General features: G+C 71.7%; 16 protein-coding genes. 10 read left to right on the top strand and 6 right to left on the bottom strand.

All coding sequences use genetic code 11. The features are described 5' to 3' along the window. Positions 1-61: 61 nt before the first annotated feature. Entirely contained in the window at positions 62-775 is a 714-nt protein-coding gene (locus STROP_RS00725) for a GntR family transcriptional regulator (protein ID WP_011904067.1), read from the bottom strand. Between the two features lie 18 nt (positions 776-793). Next, complete coding sequence (locus STROP_RS00720; protein ID WP_011904066.1) at positions 794-1,336, bottom strand: UTRA domain-containing protein; 543 nt, start codon at positions 1,334-1,336, stop codon at positions 794-796. A gap of 233 nt (positions 1,337-1,569) precedes the next feature. Between STROP_RS00720 and STROP_RS24970 the strand changes: the two genes are divergently transcribed. Continuing rightward, positions 1,570-1,905, top strand: coding sequence for a hypothetical protein (locus STROP_RS24970; RefSeq protein WP_026274686.1), 336 nt, complete (start codon positions 1,570-1,572; stop codon positions 1,903-1,905). Beyond that, entirely contained in the window at positions 1,902-2,354 is a 453-nt protein-coding gene (locus STROP_RS00715; RefSeq protein WP_026274687.1) for a hypothetical protein, read from the top strand. The genes STROP_RS24970 and STROP_RS00715 overlap by 4 nt, the downstream gene beginning before the upstream one ends. Before the next feature lie 29 nt (positions 2,355-2,383). On the opposite strand, the gene STROP_RS00710 is transcribed toward STROP_RS00715, so the two are convergent. After that, entirely contained in the window at positions 2,384-3,676 is a 1,293-nt protein-coding gene (locus tag STROP_RS00710; protein ID WP_011904064.1) for an acetyl-CoA C-acetyltransferase, read from the bottom strand. Positions 3,677-3,729: 53 nt separating this feature from the next. On the opposite strand from STROP_RS00710, the gene STROP_RS00705 reads away from it, so the two are divergent. The 3 genes from STROP_RS00705 to STROP_RS00695 all read left to right on the top strand — a co-directional run bounded on the left by STROP_RS00705 (position 3,730) and on the right by STROP_RS00695 (position 6,664). Beyond that, complete coding sequence (locus tag STROP_RS00705; protein ID WP_011904063.1) at positions 3,730-5,085, top strand: 3-oxoacyl-ACP reductase; 1,356 nt, start codon at positions 3,730-3,732, stop codon at positions 5,083-5,085. Next, positions 5,085-5,978 (top strand): MaoC/PaaZ C-terminal domain-containing protein, encoded by an 894-nt coding sequence (locus STROP_RS00700; protein WP_011904062.1) that lies wholly within the window; start codon positions 5,085-5,087, stop codon positions 5,976-5,978. The genes STROP_RS00705 and STROP_RS00700 overlap by 1 nt, the downstream gene beginning before the upstream one ends. 68 nt (positions 5,979-6,046) lie before the next feature. Beyond that, on the top strand, positions 6,047-6,664 hold the full coding sequence (locus STROP_RS00695; protein WP_011904061.1) for a DedA family protein: 618 nt from the start codon (positions 6,047-6,049) through the stop codon (positions 6,662-6,664). A 20-nt stretch (positions 6,665-6,684) separates the two neighbouring features. On the opposite strand, the gene STROP_RS00690 is transcribed toward STROP_RS00695, so the two are convergent. Beyond that, positions 6,685-7,341 carry a TetR/AcrR family transcriptional regulator gene (locus STROP_RS00690; protein ID WP_011904060.1) on the bottom strand — a complete coding sequence of 219 codons (657 nt, stop codon included), beginning with the start codon at positions 7,339-7,341 and terminating at the stop codon, positions 6,685-6,687. Between the two features lie 66 nt (positions 7,342-7,407). Between STROP_RS00690 and STROP_RS00685 the strand changes: the two genes are divergently transcribed. The 3 genes from STROP_RS00685 (at position 7,408) to STROP_RS00675 (ending at position 10,573) form a co-directional block, all read left to right on the top strand. Further along, entirely contained in the window at positions 7,408-7,860 is a 453-nt protein-coding gene (locus STROP_RS00685) for an SCP2 sterol-binding domain-containing protein (RefSeq protein ID WP_011904059.1), read from the top strand. A 2-nt stretch (positions 7,861-7,862) separates the two neighbouring features. Then, positions 7,863-9,077, top strand: coding sequence for an acyl-CoA dehydrogenase family protein (locus STROP_RS00680; protein ID WP_011904058.1), 1,215 nt, complete (start codon positions 7,863-7,865; stop codon positions 9,075-9,077). A gap of 158 nt (positions 9,078-9,235) precedes the next feature. Beyond that, positions 9,236-10,573, top strand: a complete 1,338-nt coding sequence (locus STROP_RS00675) for an MFS transporter (RefSeq protein ID WP_011904057.1) — start codon at positions 9,236-9,238, stop codon at positions 10,571-10,573. 38 nt (positions 10,574-10,611) lie between these two features. Here STROP_RS00675 and purD read toward each other — a convergent pair whose 3' ends face one another. Then, entirely contained in the window at positions 10,612-11,862 is a 1,251-nt protein-coding gene (purD, locus tag STROP_RS00670; RefSeq protein ID WP_011904056.1) for a phosphoribosylamine--glycine ligase, read from the bottom strand. A 66-nt stretch (positions 11,863-11,928) separates the two neighbouring features. Next, the gene (locus tag STROP_RS00665) at positions 11,929-13,218 is read right to left on the bottom strand and encodes an adenylosuccinate synthase (protein WP_018829538.1); all 1,290 of its coding nucleotides are present in this window, start codon (positions 13,216-13,218) and stop codon (positions 11,929-11,931) included. Positions 13,219-13,344: 126 nt separating this feature from the next. Between STROP_RS00665 and STROP_RS00660 the strand changes: the two genes are divergently transcribed. Together STROP_RS00660 and STROP_RS00655 are read left to right on the top strand one after the other, a co-directional pair. Further along, complete coding sequence (locus STROP_RS00660; RefSeq protein ID WP_018829539.1) at positions 13,345-14,358, top strand: diacylglycerol kinase family protein; 1,014 nt, start codon at positions 13,345-13,347, stop codon at positions 14,356-14,358. 56 nt (positions 14,359-14,414) lie between these two features. Further along, positions 14,415-16,016: a chromosome partitioning protein gene (locus STROP_RS00655; RefSeq protein WP_011904054.1), complete on the top strand. Its 1,602-nt coding sequence runs from the start codon at positions 14,415-14,417 to the stop codon at positions 16,014-16,016. The last annotated feature ends 37 nt before the right edge of the window (positions 16,017-16,053 follow it).

The following is a 16,053-nucleotide window of genomic DNA, read 5'->3' as shown; positions in this document are numbered from 1 at the left end:
GAAACTCCGGCGCGCAACCGACCGGTTTCCGGGCGATGCGGTCCGGAACCCGGGCCCCGGGCTACCCCCGCTGGTCGTAGTGCAGCTCGTGCCGGTGGCTGCCCTTGACGAGGATCGACACCTCGACCGGTCTGGCGTCGACCGATCGGATCACCCGTAGCTGGCGGAGCACCGGTACGTACGGCGGCAGGTCGAGCGCTTCGACCTCCTCCGTCGTGGGCATCCGCGCGCAAACCCGGTCCCGCGTATGCCGCTGCGGGTAGCCAAGATCTGCCAGAGCCCGCGGAGCACCACCCGGGATCTTGCGCCGCTCGGCGAGCTCCGTGCCACTGGCGATGGCCGCCGGATAGTACGACCAGGACAGCTCAACCGGCTCATCACCACACACGAGCAGCCGATGCCGCAGAACCGCTCGTTCGTCCGCACCTATCTCCAGTTCCCGCGCCACCTCGGCGGGCGGCACCACCTCTGCCACCGAGCGGAGCCGGTAGGCGTACCCGTCGGAGGTGGGAGCGAGGTAAGCCGACGCCTCCACCACCAGCGGTCGCCTCGGTCGGACGTAGACGCCCTTTCCCACCTCGCTGTAAACAGAGCCCTCCGCCTTCAGCGCACCGAGGGCACGCTGGACTGTCGCGGTGGCCGCGGAGTACTGCCGCACGAGCGTCGGGATCGACGGCAGCGCTGACCCCGGCGGCAACTCGCCGGACATGATGCGGGACCGAAGGTCGGCCGCGACCTGCTCATGACGGGGACGGCTGTCGGATCCACTCGCCATGTCCGCTGCTCCGCTCCGTCAGTCGATCGCCAGCTCGTACCGGAGGCGCCGCCCCCACGGCACCATTGTCATGACGCTGACCTCGACCGGAACGTCGTCCTGCGTGCTCAACACCCGGGTGAGGCCCAGCGCCCACTCATGATCGGCCAGGCCAAGCAGGCGCCGCTCAGCTGGCTCCGGCAGGCGCGTGTAGACATCCTCTCGCACCCGTCTGGGACGATAGCCCACCTCGGCGAGCAGTCGGACGGCCCCACCGCGGATCTTCCGCTGTTCGGCGAGAGCGGTACCGCGGGCGATGGCGACCGGATAATACGAGTCCGTTAGTTCCACCGGCTCGTCGTCCAGCAGCATCAACCGCCTTCGGACGGTCACCGGGTCTCCCGGTGCCACTCGTAGCGCCGCAGCCACCTCAGCGGCCGCCACCACCTCACCGACCGCGAGTATTCGCTGCGTCCCGCTTCGGCCCTGCCCCGCAGCGTCGGCGGCCCACACGTCTCCAGCATGAGTCGCGTCCGGTTGGACATAGGGCATCGAGACGCTGAGCCAGTCAGATCCGCCCATCGCTACCTCCCCGCGGTTCCTTGTTGCGTCAGCGTATCCATCTATGCCTGCTCACGCATCAGGATACCTTGCTGCCTTATTCGAATAGCAGTAATGTATCCGGCAGGCCGCTGACGGGGCACAGCAACTTTGCCGGGGGGACGGACGCAGAGGGCCCCTGCAACAACTCCGACTGCCGTGCGGGCGCGGCAGTCGGTTCACCGTGCACCCACCCAAACCGACAGGAGCGGAGCATGGGCATCTACCGATCAGCAACCAGTTGGTCTCGTGAAGAGGCGGAGGCTGAGGCAGCGCACGAGATCCTGACCAACCACATAGCCGAACCGGAGAACGGCTGCTGCACGATCTGCCTGGCGCCTGGTCCGTGCGGGCCGGCCAATGCAGCGGCAAACCGCTTGGTCGACCTGGGGCGGCCGGTGCTGCGCGCCGAATCGAGATGCGAACGGCGGGCCGGGTGGCGGGGCTGGTTCGGCTCCACCGGGGCGGTTCCGGCGACGGGGTCAACGCGGTGGCGTCGGGCGCCGCTGCTCACCTTCGCCTGGCTCCTCCGCCTCGGGGTCATCTCGTGACCGCCGGCCTGCCCTTCGGCGTGGGTAGCGTGGTGCAGCTTGCTGAACAACACTACTGCTATGGCCTGGGCACCCTGACCCTGCGCATCGTCGAGGTGGGACGTCGGGTACGGCGCACGGACGGGCTCTGGATCCACATGCGTGGCGTTCAACTCGGAAGCCCGCCACGCCAGCGACGGGTCCTGGCCCGCTTGGACGCCATCCAGACGCAGCCGGTACCCATCCCGGTCACGCACATACCGGTCCGACCGGGATGGGACTGCGCCGGCTGCGGGGCGGCGTGGCCCTGCCCGGACCGTCGGCGACGCCTACTCGACCGGTACGCGGGCAACCCCGCAGCGCTCGGCATCTACCTGAGCACACAGATGACGGCAGCGGTACCCGACCTGCGTCACCTTCCACCCGAGGAGTTGTACGAACGGTTCCTGGGCTGGCTGCGACTGGCCTAACGCCGTGGGCTGCCCGGTTGGCGCCTCGGTCAGCGTTCCAGGATGGCCGTTACGCCCTGCCCGCCCGCGGCGCAGATCGAGATGAGCCCTCGGCCGCCGCCCCGCTCGTCGAGGAGCTTGGCCAGGGTCGCCACGATCCGGCCGCCGGTCGCGGCGAACGGGTGCCCGGCGGCCAGCGACGACCCGTTGACGTTGATCCGCTCCGGGTCGATCGCTCCGAGCGGGGCGTCCAGCCCGAGCCGGTCCTGGCAGAACTCCGGCGACTCCCAGGCGGCCAGGGTGGCCAGCACCTGCGCGGCGAACGCCTCGTGGATCTCGTAGTAGTCGAAGTCCTGAAGGGTGAGCCCGGCGCGGGCCAGCAGCTGGGGCACCGCGTACGCGGGAGCCATCAGTAGCCCCTCCTCGCCGGGTACGAAGTCGACGGCAGCGGTCTGTGACCAGGTGAACCACGCCTGCACCGGCAGGTTGTGCGCCCGTGCCCACTCCTCACTGGCGAGCAGCACGGTCGACGCGCCGTCGGTCAGTGGCGACGAGTTGCCGGCGGTCATGGTCGCCTGCTCGGCGTCCGGGCCCTTCGTTCCGAAGACCGGACGGAGGCCGCCGAGCTTCTCCAGGCTGGTGTCGGGCCGCAGGTTCTGGTCCCGGGTCAGCCCGAGGTACGGCGTCATCAGGTCGTCGAAGAACCCCCGCTCGTACGCGGCGGCCAGCCGGTGGTGCGACCGCAACGCCAACTCGTCCTGCGCCTGCCGGTCGACCTGCCAGGTCAGGGCGGTACGGGCGGCGTGCTCACCCATGGACAGGCCGGTGCGGGGCTCGGCGTTACGGGGAAGCTCCGGCCGGAACGGGTGCGAGGGACGCAGCCGGGTCGCGGTCCGCAGCCGCTCCCCGAGGGTCCGGGCGCTGTTCAGTTTGAGCAGCGTGCGCCGCATCTGCTCGTTCACGGCGAGCGGCGCGTCCGAGGTGGTGTCGACGCCACCGGCGATACCGACCTCGAGCTGTCCCAGCGCGATCTTGTTGGCGACCAGGATGGCGGCCTCCAGGCCGGTGCCGCAGGCCTGCTGGATGTCGTAGGCGGGGGTGTGCGGGTCGAGCTTCGAGCCGAGTACCACCTCGCGGGTCAGGTTGAAGTCCCGGGAGTGCTTCAGCACGGCGCCCGCCACCACCTCGCCGACCCGCTGGCCGGCCAGGCCGTACCGGGCGACCAGCCCGTCGAGAGCCGCGCCGAGCAGGTCCGCGTTGGACGCCTCGGCGTACCGCGAGTTGGAGCGGGCGAAGGGGATGCGGTTGCCGCCGATGACTGCGACCCGCCGGATGTTCTGCACGTTCCCGCCTCCTCTGGGGTTGCCCTCAACCTACTCGCCAGTAGGCTACGCCTATGACCGACAGGTACGCGAGCTTCGTCCAATCGGGGGTCGGCCGGGGGCTGGTCAAGCGCCTCGGGCTGCCCGACCCACCCCAACTCCGCCGATACCGGAGCGGCGACCCCCTCATCCCCGGACCCGTTCTGCTCGGTGCCGCCCCCGGTGGCCGACTCGCCGGCGGCATCGGCAAACTCCTGACCGCCGCCGGAGTCGAACTCCGGGACGCGACCGATGTCACCCCCGGGACCCGGCTCGGCGCCTTCGTCTACGACGCCACCGGCATCACCGACTCGACCGCGCTGCGCCAGCTCTACGACTGCCTCCACCCGCACGCCCGCTCGGTGCTGCCCAGCGGTCGGGTGATCGTACTCGGCACCCCGCCCACCGAGTGCTCCACGCCCCGGCAGGCCACCGCGCAGCGGGCTCTTGAAGGCTTGACCCGCAGCATCGGCAAGGAGTTCGGCCGGGGTGTCACCGCCCAGCTGGTCCACGTGACCGACGCCGACAATCCGGGCACCGCGACCAGCCTCGAGGCCACCCTCCGGTTCCTGCTCTCCGGGCGCTCCGCGTACGTCTCCGGCCAGGTGATCCAGATCGGTGCCGGGCAGGCCGCGCTCCCGACGGACTGGGATCGCCCGCTGGACGGCCAGGTGGTGCTGGTCACCGGTGCGGCGCGGGGAATCGGCGCGGCGCTGGCCCGGGTCCTGGCCCGAGACGGCGCCCAGGTGGTCGCCCTGGATGTTCCGGCCGCCGGTGACGAGTTGGCCACGGTGGCCAACGACATCGGCGCCACCGCCGTGCAGCTCGACCTCACCGCCCCGGACGCCCCGGCCCGGCTGGCCGATCACCTGTCCGCCCGACACGGCCGGGTTGACGTGGTGGTTCACAACGCGGGCATCACCCGGGACCGGACGCTCGGTCGGATGGATGTTGACCGGTGGGACCAGGTGATCGATGTCAACCTCTCGAGCCAGGAGCGGATCAACGACCTCCTGCTGGAACGCGAGTTGATCCCGACCGGGGGCCGGATCGTCTCGGTCTCCTCGATCGCCGGGATCGCCGGCAACCGAGGACAGACCAACTACGCCACCAGCAAGGCCGGCGTGATCGGTCTGGTCGAGTCGCTCGCCCCGGTGTTGACCGAACGCGGCATCAGCATCAACGCGGTCGCGCCCGGATTCATCGAGACCCGGCTGACCGCCCGGATCCCGCTGGTGCTGCGCGAGGCCGGCCGGCGGATGAACAGCCTCGCCCAGGGTGGCCTGCCGGTGGATGTCGCCGAGACGATCAGCTGGCTGGCCTGGCCGGCCACCGGCGCGGTCAGCGGCAACGTGGTCCGGGTCTGCGGCCAGAGCCTGCTGGGGGCGTGATGGCAGGTCCGCAGGAGCCATCCGACGCCGGGCAGGTCAGTCGGTCCCGGGTCCAGCTGGCGGTGCTGCCGACGGTCGGCGCGCTCTACCGCCGTGCGCTACTCGGCGCGCTGCCCGGGAGTGGGTCGCGGCGGGCCGAGCAGCCCCCGACGGTCGAGCTGGGGGTGGACGGAGTCCCCATCGACCGGGGGCGTCTCGCCGCCTACGACCGGGTCTGCGGGTTCCGGCTCACCGACCGGCTGCCTGCGACGTTCCCGCACGTGATGGGTTTCCCGCTGGCGCTGCGCCTGATGACCGCGCCGGACTTCCCGATCCCACTCGCCGGCGTGGTCCACGTCGGCAACCGGATCACCGTCCACCGCCCGATCGACGCCGCCGAGACGCTCGACTTCGTCGCGTACGCGACAAACCTGCGCCCGCACGACCGGGGCCGGCAGATCGACGTGGTGCTGGTGGGCAGAGTCGGCGGGGAGGAGGTCTGGCGCGGCGTCTCCACCTACCTGGGCCGGGAGCAGACGCCCGGCGGTGGCGAACGAGCGAACCGGGGTGACCCGCCCCCGGCGCCGCACGCCTGGGCACGCTGGCGCCTCGAGCGCCAGGTCGGGACCGCGTACGCCCAGGTCTCCGGTGACCACAACCCGATCCACACCTCCCGGCTCGGCGCGCGGCTCTTCGGCTTCCGGCGCCCGATCGCGCACGGCATGTGGAGCAAGGCCCGCTGCCTGGCTGCGCTGGAGCCGCGGCTGCCGGACGCGTACACCGTCGACGTGGCGTTCAAGCTGCCGGTGCCGCTGCCCGGCACCGTCGCCTTCGGCAGCACCTCGGCGGGCGACTTCGCGCTGCACGACACGCGGGACCGCCCTCACCTCGTCGGCACGTTCCGGGAGCGGTAAGGCGTCCTTCTCCTGCCTTTTGTAGCGGAAGAGCCCCCTTTCCATACCGACACCCCGAGCATGAGGAGATGGAGTCCGCGCTCGACCTGCTGCGGCAGTTGATCACCTCACCCCTGGTGTATCTCCTGCTGTTCGCGCTCACCGCGGTCGACGCGGTCTTGCCCATGGTGCCGGCCGAGACAGCGGTGATCACCGCGGCGGTACTCGTCGGCGGTGACACGCCGCAGCTGGCAGGAATCTGGGCCGCCGCCACCCTCGGCGCGATGGCTGGCGACCACGCCGCGTACGTGATCGGACGGGGCGGTGGCGCGCGGCGGCTCGCCAGGTTTCCGGCGGAGAGCCGGCGGAGAGCCAGTTCGGAGTGGGCCCGACGGGCGTTGCACCGCCGGGGTGGGCTGGTCCTCACCACCGCCCGCTACGTCCCCGGCGGGCGGACGGCGGTAACCCTGACGATGGGGGCGGTGCGCTATCCACTGCGATCGTTCCTGCTCTTTGACGCGATCGGCGCGGCGAGCTGGGCGTTGTACAGCGTGCTGCTGGGCTACTTCGGCGGGCTGGCGTTCCAGCAGGACCCGCTGCGTGGCGTGCTCGCCGGCCTGGCTCTGTCGCTCGGGGTGACCGGCCTGCTCGAGTTGGCGCGGCGGCTACGCCAGCGCTCGCGTCGCCGGGCCGCTGCCCGTCGGTGACGCAGGGCCCGGAAGGCGCGTCAGGAGGGGGCCTCGCCCCGCCGGATGGGAGGGCGCCAGCTGGTCCCGGCGAGCAGTTGCGCGGCGCCGACCCAGGCGACGTTCATCATCCGCGTGGCGGTCTGCTCCGGGTCTGCCTCTGGGTGGTCGACCAGCCAGTCGGCGACCGACTCGGTCGCGCCGACCAGGGCGTACGCGGCGACCTCCAGCTCGACCTCGGCCGCCTCGCGTCCCTCGGCACGCAGGGTGTGGTCGAGCAGCTCGGTGACGACCTCGACGATCCGTCGCCGCATCGCGGCGATCTCTCCGGCGAAGGGCTGCTCGCCGCGGGCCTGCCGGTAGAGCACCGCCCAGCCGTCGCGGTGCGCGCCGACGAAGCCGAGGAAGGCCCGCAGACTCCGCCAGAGCCGCTCGTCGGCCGACAGGTCGGGGGCGACGGCGCTGGTAACGGCCTGCGTCATCCGGTTGCCCTCGCGGTGCAGGCAGGCGACGAAGAGCTCCTCCTTGGTGCCCAGGTACGCGTACACCATCGGCTTAGAGATGCCGGCGTCGTCGGCGATCTCGTCCATGCTGGCCCCGTGGTAGCCCCGCCGGGAGAAGACCTTGACCGCGGCATCGAGCATCTGTTGCTCCCGGACGGCTCGGGGCAGACGCCGGAAGGTGGGGGTACTGGACACCCTTGCGAGCATACCTACTCGTGCGTAGGGTTACGCGCGAGTAGTCAATTTCGGAAGGTGCGCCCCATGACTGACTTCGACCCGGCCAAATTTGCCAACGTCGGCCCCAAGGAGTTCGCGCAGCTGGTCAAGTCCACCCCCGACGACAAGATCACCGAGATGATGTCGGGTGACCTCCGCGGCAAGGTTCTCGACGAGGTCTTCGGCCGGATGCCGCAGCTGTTCCGCGCCGACCGGGCGGGCTCGACCAACACGGTCATTCACTGGAACATCACCGGCGGTCCCGACGGGGGCACCGACACCTACGAGGTGGTCATCGCCGACGGTGCCTGCACCGTTAACCAGACCTCCCAGCACGACCCGAAGCTGAGCCTCACCCTGGGTCCGGTGGAGTTCCTCAAGACCGTCTCCGGCGGCGCCAACCCGGTCATGATGTTCATGAGCGGCAAGTTGAAGGCCAAGGGCGACCTGGGACTGGCCGCCAACATCGCGAACCTCTTCGACATTCCCAAGGCCTGAGTATGGCCGAGTTCTCGCTCGATCTGACCGAGGAGCAGCGGGATCTTCGCGACTGGGTGCACGGCTTCGCCAGCGAGGTCGTCCGCCCAGCCGCGGCCGAGTGGGACGCGCGGGAGGAGACCCCGTGGCCGATCATCCAGGAAGCGGCCAAGGTCGGCCTCTACGGCTTCGAGTTCCTCGCGACCTGCTGGGGCGACCCCAGCGGCCTCTCCCTGCCGGTCGCCTGTGAGGAACTCTTCTGGGGCGACTCCGGCATCGGCCTGAGTATCTTCGGCACCGGCCTCGCCGTGGCCGCCATCTACGGCACCGGCACGCCGGAACAACTGATGGAGTGGGTGCCGCAGTGCTTCGGCGACCTCGACTCCCCCGCCGTGGCGGCGTTCTGCACCAGCGAACCCGAGGCCGGCTCCGACGTCGGCGCGATGCGCACCCGCGCGGTCTACGACGAGGCGGCCGACGAGTGGGTACTGAGCGGCCAGAAGTCGTACGCCACCAACGGCGGGATCGCCGGCGTGCACGTGGTAACCGCCTCGGTCGACCCGGAACTCGGCTCCCGCGGGCAGGCGGCGTTCGTCGTACCGCCGGGCACCCCCGGGCTCGCCGCGACCCGCAAGCTGCGCAAGCTGGGCCTCCGTGCGTCGCACACCGCCGATGTCTTCCTCGACGATGTCCGCGTACCCGGCCGCTGCCTGCTCGGTGGCAAGGACGCGCTGGACGAACGACTCGCCCGGGCCCGATCCGGCAAGCGGGCCGCCTCCCAGGCGGCGATGCGTACGTTCGAGCTCTCCCGGCCGACCGTCGGGGCGCAGGCGCTCGGCGTAGCCCGGGCCGCCTACGAGTACGCGCTGGACTACGCCAAGGAACGGGTCCAGTTCGGGCGACCGATCATCGAGAACCAGGCGGTGGCGTTTGCGCTGGCCGACATGAAGATGGAGATCGACGCTGCCCGGCTGCTGGTCTGGCGAGCCTCCTGGATGGGGCGCAACAACCGGGCCTTCACCGCCGGCGAGGGCTCGATGTCCAAGCTGAAGGCCAGTGAGGTCGCGGTCAGCGCGACCGAGAAGGCGGTGCAGTTGCTCGGCGGTGCCGGATTCCTCCGCGACCACCCGGTCGAACGGTGGTACCGGGACGCCAAGATCTACACCATCTTCGAAGGCACCTCCGAGATCCAGCGGCTCGTCGTCGCCCGCGCCATCTCCGGCGTCCAGATCCGCTGACCCACGCCGGGCTCCCCGCCACTCCCCGGGCCCGGATGCTGCCGGGCTCGGGGTGCGGTTCACCGATGTTTCCCCCGGGCCGGCCGTTCGCCGTCGCCACCGACCGGATCCGCCAGCACTGCGATTCGCCGTAACCAGTCCCGACCGACTGGCTTACGATGATCTTCGCAATGACTCGGACCGAGCACCGCCGCCGGACGCCGTTGCTGTTGGTCGAGGCGGCGACGCTGCTCTCGGCCACCGGCAACGGCGTGGCCGTCGTGGCCCTACCCTGGCTGGTCCTGGAACGCACCGGCAGCGCCACCGCGGCCGGTGTGGTGGCCGCCGCCAGCGGACTACCGCTCCTGCTGTCCAGCCTCTTCTCCGGCACGGTCGTTGACCTGCTCGGGCGTCGCCGGACCGCGCTGGTCTCCGACGCCCTGTCCGCCGTCTCAGTCGCCGCCATCCCACTCGTCGACACCCTGGTCGAGCTGAACCTCGGCTGGATCGTCGCGCTGGCCGTCCTCGGCGCGGTCTTCGATCCGGCCGGAATGACCGCCCGCGAGACACTCCTGCCCGCAGCCGCGCAGGCTGCCGGCTGGCGGATCGAACGGGCCAACGGCGTACACGAAGCGATCTTCGGGCTGGCCTTCCTGATCGGCCCCGGAGTCGGCGGCCTACTCATCGCCACCGTCGGCCCGGAGGCGACGTTCTGGGTCACCGCCGCCGGCTTCGCGCTGTCGGTCCTCCTGGTCGCGGCCGTCCGACTGCCCGGCGCGGGCCGACCCGACCGCCCGCCCAACGGCCTGTGGCGGGGCACCCAGGAAGGGCTGGGTTTCGTCTGGCGAGACCCACTGCTGCGCACCCTCTCCCTGATCACGATGGCGTTGGTCGCGCTCTACCTACCGTTCGAGGGAGTGCTGCTGCCCGCGTGGTTCGTCGCCGAGGGGGAACCCGCCCGCCTCGGGGCCGTCCTGATGGCGATGAGCGCCGGAGCCGTAGCGGGTGCGCTGGGCTCGTCGGTGGCCGGTCGGTTCGTCCGCCGCCGGTCCCTGATGGCCGCCGCCCTCGTGGTCACCGGCCTGGCCCTGCTCGGGCTCGCGCTCCTGCCCCCGTACCCGGGGATGCTCGCCTTCGCCGGCCTGGTCGGGCTCGCGTACGGGCCGGTCAACCCGCTGGCCAACTACGCCATGCAGACCCGTACCCCGGAACGGCTACGCGGTCGGGTGGTCGGGGTGATGACCTCGTTCGCGTACGCCGCCGGGCCCGCCGGCTACCTGCTTGCCGGCCCGCTGGTGGAGTGGCTGGGCCTGGCCACCGCCTTCCTGGTACTCGCCGGGGCGCTCCTGGTGGCCGTGCTGATCGCCGCGCCGCTGCCGGTGCTGGCGGCGTTGGACGAACCACCCCGGTACCCGCCCGCCCCGCCCGGTGGGACGACGGGGCGGAGTGAGGGACCGGTGCCGCTCGGCGAGCAGTGGTTGCCCGCCGCGCACCGCGACCCGCCAGCGTCCCGATAGATCGGCGACCTTGACCGCCGGCGGAGCGCCGACAGCGGTCAGCGCGGGATGGTGATGCGGCCCTCCACCGCCGCGGCGGCGATGTCGGTGCGATGGTGCGAGTCGGCCAACTCGATGCCGCGGACCAGCTCGTAGGCGGCGTCCCGCCCGGCAGCCAGGTCGGAGCCGGTGGCCGTGACGGAGAGAACCCGGCCCCCCGCGGAGAGCAGCGCGCCGTCGGCAGCCCGACGAACGGTGCCCGCGTGGACGATGCCCGTACGCTCCGCTCCGAGAATGACGTCGCCGGTGCGCGGCTTGGCCGGGTAGCCCTGGGCGGCCACCACGACGGTGACGGCCGCGCCCGCGCGCCACCGCAGCGGCGGGTGCGCGGCCAGCTCACCGGTGGCGGCGGCGTGCAGCAGCCCGGCGAGCGGCGTCTCCAACAAGGCCAGGACGACCTGCGTCTCCGGGTCACCGAAGCGGGCATTGAACTCGATCACCCGAGGGCCGGTGGCGGTGATGGCCAGGCCCACGTAGAGCAGCCCGGCGAACGGCGTGCCGCGCCGACGCAGCTCGGCCAGGGTCGGGTGCACGATGTCGCGCATCACCTCGTCGACCAGGCCGGGCGGCGCCCACGGCAGCGGCGCGTACGCCCCCATGCCGCCGGTGTTCGGCCCGGTGTCGCCGTCACCGACCCGCTTGAAGTCCTGCGCGGGCAGCAGGGGGACGGCCGCCTCGCCGTCGGTGACGACGAAGAGGGAGACCTCGGGGCCGGCGAGGTACTCCTCGATCACGACCTGGCCGCACTCCCGCGCGTGCTCCTCGGCCGCCGCGCGGTCCTCGGTGACCACGACGCCCTTACCGGCGGCGAGGCCGTCGTTCTTGACCACGTACGGCGCGCCGAAGTCGTCCAGTGCCTTACCGACGCTCTCGGTGTCGGCGCAGGCGTACGCGCGGGCGGTCGGCACCCTGGCGGCGGTCATCACGTCCTTGGCGAACGCCTTCGACCCTTCCAGACGCGCGGCCTCCGCAGACGGCCCGAAGACAGGGATCCCCTCGGCCCGGACGGCGTCGGCGACCCCGGCCACCAGGGGCGTCTCCGGCCCCACCACCACCAGATCCGCGTCGCACTCGACCGCGAGCGCCGCCACCGCGGCCGGATCGGTGAAGACCACGTCCCGCATCACGGCGACCGTGCCGATCCCCGGATTCCCCGGTGCGGCGAAGAGCACCTCGACCGAGGGGTCGGCCGACAACCCGAGCGCGAGCGCGTGTTCCCGCCCACCACTACCAATCAGAAGTACCCGCACAGGGACGATCCTACGGCCTCCACCCCCGCCCCGGTCGCTCCCGGGGTGGGGACGACGGCGGCACGCTCAGGGCAGGAGCGGGTGGTAGACGACGTTCTCCTCCCGGCCGGGGCCCACGCCGACCACGCTGACCCGGGTACGGCAGAGCTCCTCGATCCGGGCGATGTAGCGACGGGCGGCGGCGGGCAGCTCCGCCTCGGTCCGCGCCGCGGTGATGTCCTCCCACCAGCCGTCGAGCTCCTCATAGATCGGAGTCGCGTGGTGGAAGTCCGTCTGCGTCATCGGCATCTCGTCGAGGCGCTTGCCATTGATCTCGTACCCGACGCAGATCGGCACCTTCGGCAGGCCGGTCAGCACGTCGAGCTTCGTGACGACCAGGTCGGTGACCCCGTTGAGCCGACACGCGTACTGGGCCACGACCGCGTCGAACCAGCCGCACCGACGTTCCCGGCCGGTGGTGGTGCCGTACTCGTGGCCGATCTTGCGCAGGTGCTGGCCGTTGTCGTCGAAGAGCTCGGTCGGGAAGGGTCCGGCGCCGACCCGGGTGGCGTACGCCTTGCTGACCGCGATCACCTTGGTGATCGCCGTCGGTGGGATGCCCGCCCCGACGCAGGCCCCACCGGCCGTCGGGTTCGACGAGGTCACGAAGGGGTACGTGCCGTGGTCCATGTCGAGCATGGTCGCCTGGGCGCCTTCCAGCAGCACGGTGTCGCCGCGGTCCAGAGCATCCCAGAGCAACGCCCGGGTCTCGGCGATGTACGGCCGGAGTCGCTCGGCGTAGCCCAGGTACTCCTCGACGGTCGCCTCGACGTCGATCGCCTTGCGGTTGTACACCTTGAACAGCATCTGGTTCTTCTCGCGCAGCGCGAGTTCCAGCTTCTTGCGGAGGATCCCCGGGTCGAGCAGGTCCTGCACCCGGATCCCCATCCGAGCGACCTTGTCCCCGTACGCCGGGCCGATGCCCCGGCCGGTGGTGCCAATCCGGGACGACCCCAGGTACCGCTCGACCACCCGGTCCAACGCCCGGTGGTGCGGCATGATCAGGTGGGCGTCGCCGGAGATCCGCAGCCGGGAGACGTCCACACCACGCTCGGCGAGCCCGTCGATCTCGGCCAACAGCACCTTCGGGTCGACCACCACGCCGTTCCCGATGACTATCTTCGCGTTCGGCGAGAGCGCCCCCGAGGGCATCAGGTGCAGCGCGTACTTCTGCCCGTCCGGGGTGATGACCGTGTGACCGGCGTTGTTGCCACCGGAGTAGCGCACCACGTGGTCAACCCGCTCTCCCAGCAGGTCGGTAACCTTGCCCTTGCCCTCGTCGCCCCACTGGGCCCCGAGAAGCACGATCGCTGGCATCTTCTTCGCCTCCAGAAGGCTCGGGTGCCAGGCGGCGACCGGTCGGCGAGCCCGGGGTGTCAGGCTAACAAGAAGTGACGGCGCGGCCGGCAGGGGTTCGCGCGCAGAGGCAGGAGGCTGCGACCCGTGTACGACGTGGTGCTGCTCACGCTCGGCTCGGAACGGGACACCCCGAGCCCCTGCGGCAGCGACGGCGCCTGCTGCGGCGACACCGACAAGACCGGCGGCGAGCCGTCGACCGAACGCTGCGAGACCCCCCGCGTACCGGTACTGGCCTGCGCGGACGCGCTCACCGCCAGGGGCGCGCGGGTCGACCTGGTGACCGCCCGCTCCGAGCAGGAGATCGACGAGGTCCTGAGCCGTCTGGATGGCCCTCCCCGGCCGGACGGCCTCGGCTGGCCCGATCCCAGCTCCCGCACCCGACTGATCGTCGGCACCGCCAGCGATGCACAGTTGCGCACCGTCCTCCGTCGCCTCGTCCGACGGTACGCCCCACCGCCGAGCCGCCGCCCGGCGGAACTGCCGGCCAACCGGACGGTGCCGGACCTGCCAGCGGTCGGCGTGCTGCCGCTCGACCCGGCCCGCGGTGGCAGCCAGCCCCGAGATCTGGCAGCGCAGCTCGGGCTGCCCCGCGACCCGGCGGCGGTGGCGGCGGCGGTGTTGGAGGGCGCGCCCCGCCGGCTCGACCTGCTGCGCAACGACGGCGGCTCGGTAACGCTGGACGGCGCGCTGCTCGGCGCGGCCGACGAGGGGGGCCGGCCGCTGCACTGGCGAGGTCGGATCGAGGTCGACGACACGCTCCTCTCCGCCGGTGACGACCCGCTGCTGGCCTGCGCCATCGGCAACGCCGGCGGGTACGCCCGGCTGGCCGACGTGACTCTGCTCACCGACCCTGACCCGGGCGACGGTCTGGTCGAGGTCGCGGTGGCCGTCCCGGTTCTCGCCTCGTCCCGGTGGGGTCGCCGCCGGGTACGCCTGGAGGTTCGTCGCGCCCGTGGTCGGGCAGTGGCCGTGGTGCCCCGGGAGGGGACGGTCCCGTTCCTCGACGACGGCGCCGAGGGCGAGCTGAACCGTAAACGGTCCTGGTGGACCGAGCCGGGCGCGTGGGCGGTCTGGTCGCCCCCGAGCGCCCATCGGTAGGCCCCCGGGCCTTTCCCCGGGGCATATCCTCAGGAGGAGGCGTGGGGGGAGAAGCCATGGTGGACGAGAACGCCGACCGGTCGTACGCGTCCGGCCAGCAGCCGGCGTCGGAGCGGGACATCGAACCCTTGTGGCCGGCGGCCGAGGCCGACTCGGCATCCTGGTCGCCCGCCTCGGATGACCAGGGTCAGCCGCCTACGCCGCCCGGCCCGACGCCTGTCCCGGCCGCGTGGGCGAGCGCTCCGTCCGACGCAGCCCGCGCCTGGGCGCCGCGCCCGGACAGCGACCTGCGGGGGGCGGTAGCCGATGTCCCGACGCCCCACGCCCCCAGCGTGGTGCCGACTCCCAGCGTCAATCTCGACCAACCGTTCAGCCTCGATCCGACCGGTCCGGCCCCTGGGACATCGACCGGAGGTAGACCGACCGGCGAGACGTCGGCGGGGAGCGGGCCCGTCGACGACAGGGCTGCCTGGGAGGGCCGCGGCGGCACCACAACCGAGTCGCCGTGGGTGGCGCCACCGCAACGCCCGGCACCGGAGGACACCGTCAGCGACCCGGGCAGCACCGGCGGGGACCGCCGCGCGGGTAGGGCAGCCCTCCCGACGCCCTACCCAACCATCGCAGGCCCACCACCGCCAGGACCGCCACCCGCAGGACCGCCCCCGGGCCCCTACCCGCCACCAGCACACGGCAGCGCCGTACCTCCGGTGGCCGGGTGGACGCCGACGGCGCAACCTCCACCAACCGCAGAGGACTTCGCCCGGCGCCGGCAGTTACGCCCGTCGGACCCGATGGCCACCATGGGCGTTCGGGCGATGGCCAACCGAATGGGGCTCCGCCTACCGCCCGGCCGCCACGAGCAGGAGATGCGCCGCGACATCGAGATGGTCCGCCGCAACTTCGGCGGGCTACGGCAGGTGACCGTGGTCAACCCGAAGGGCGGCGCCGGCAAGACGGTGGCGATCCTGCTGCTCGCCATGACCTTCGGTCAGAAGCGTGGCGGCTACGTCCTGGCCTGGGACAACAACGAGACGCAGGGCACCCTGGGCATGCGCGCCCAGCAGGACTTCCACGCCCGTACGGTGCGGGACCTGCTGCGCGACCTGAATCAGTTCCACGGCTCACACGGGCGGGTCGGGGACCTGTCGCAGTACGTCCGGGCCCAGGGCGAGGGGATGTTCGACGTCCTCGCGTCGGACGAGTCGGCAACCGGCGGTGGGATGCTCACCGCCGCCGCGTTCGCGGAGATCCGCGAGGTGGTCAGCCGCTTCTACAAGCTGATCTTCGTGGATACCGGCAACAACGTGCGGGCACAGAACTGGCAGGCCGCGATCGACGCCACCGACCAGCTGGTGGTGACCATGTCGGCCCGAAACGACTCAGCCGAGACAGCCGCCCGGATGCTCGACCATCTGGAGCAGAGCGGCCGGCAACGACTGGTGCGGCAGGCGGTGACGGTCGTATCGATGCCGCCGTCCCGAAAGGAGATCGACCTGCCGGCGATCCAGGCGCACTTCGCGGCGCGGACGCGGGCAGTGCTACTGGCCCCGTACGAGCGGCTCGTTGACTCCGGTGAACCGCTCCGATACGGGGCACTCTCGTCGGCCGCCCGGGACGCCTGGCTCAAGATTGCAGCCGCGGTGGCCGAGGGGCTCTGAGCCGCCGAGACGAACCGGTACGCCGGACTGGCCGCTG

Origin of the sequence: Salinispora tropica CNB-440 (genome assembly GCF_000016425.1) — a bacterium.
In the GTDB taxonomy this organism is placed as follows: domain Bacteria; phylum Actinomycetota; class Actinomycetes; order Mycobacteriales; family Micromonosporaceae; genus Micromonospora; species Micromonospora tropica.
This window is presented reverse-complemented; position numbering and strand designations above follow the sequence as displayed.

What these genes read in the sequence shown, in the direction of transcription:
- STROP_RS00725 (WP_011904067.1), bottom strand. Translation starts at nt 775, where the DNA reads ATGGCGAGTGGATCCGACAGCCGTCCCCGTCATGAGCAGGTCGCGGCC.
- STROP_RS00720 (WP_011904066.1), bottom strand. Translation starts at nt 1,336, where the DNA reads ATGGGCGGATCTGACTGGCTCAGCGTCTCGATGCCCTATGTCCAACCG.
- STROP_RS24970 (WP_026274686.1), top strand. Translation starts at nt 1,570, where the DNA reads ATGGGCATCTACCGATCAGCAACCAGTTGGTCTCGTGAAGAGGCGGAG.
- STROP_RS00705 (WP_011904063.1), top strand. Translation starts at nt 3,730, where the DNA reads ATGACCGACAGGTACGCGAGCTTCGTCCAATCGGGGGTCGGCCGGGGG.
- STROP_RS00700 (WP_011904062.1), top strand. Translation starts at nt 5,085, where the DNA reads ATGGCAGGTCCGCAGGAGCCATCCGACGCCGGGCAGGTCAGTCGGTCC.
- STROP_RS00695 (WP_011904061.1), top strand. Translation starts at nt 6,047, where the DNA reads ATGGAGTCCGCGCTCGACCTGCTGCGGCAGTTGATCACCTCACCCCTG.
- STROP_RS00685 (WP_011904059.1), top strand. Translation starts at nt 7,408, where the DNA reads ATGACTGACTTCGACCCGGCCAAATTTGCCAACGTCGGCCCCAAGGAG.
- STROP_RS00680 (WP_011904058.1), top strand. Translation starts at nt 7,863, where the DNA reads ATGGCCGAGTTCTCGCTCGATCTGACCGAGGAGCAGCGGGATCTTCGC.
- STROP_RS00675 (WP_011904057.1), top strand. Translation starts at nt 9,236, where the DNA reads ATGATCTTCGCAATGACTCGGACCGAGCACCGCCGCCGGACGCCGTTG.
- STROP_RS00665 (WP_018829538.1), bottom strand. Translation starts at nt 13,218, where the DNA reads ATGCCAGCGATCGTGCTTCTCGGGGCCCAGTGGGGCGACGAGGGCAAG.
- STROP_RS00655 (WP_011904054.1), top strand. Translation starts at nt 14,415, where the DNA reads ATGGTGGACGAGAACGCCGACCGGTCGTACGCGTCCGGCCAGCAGCCG.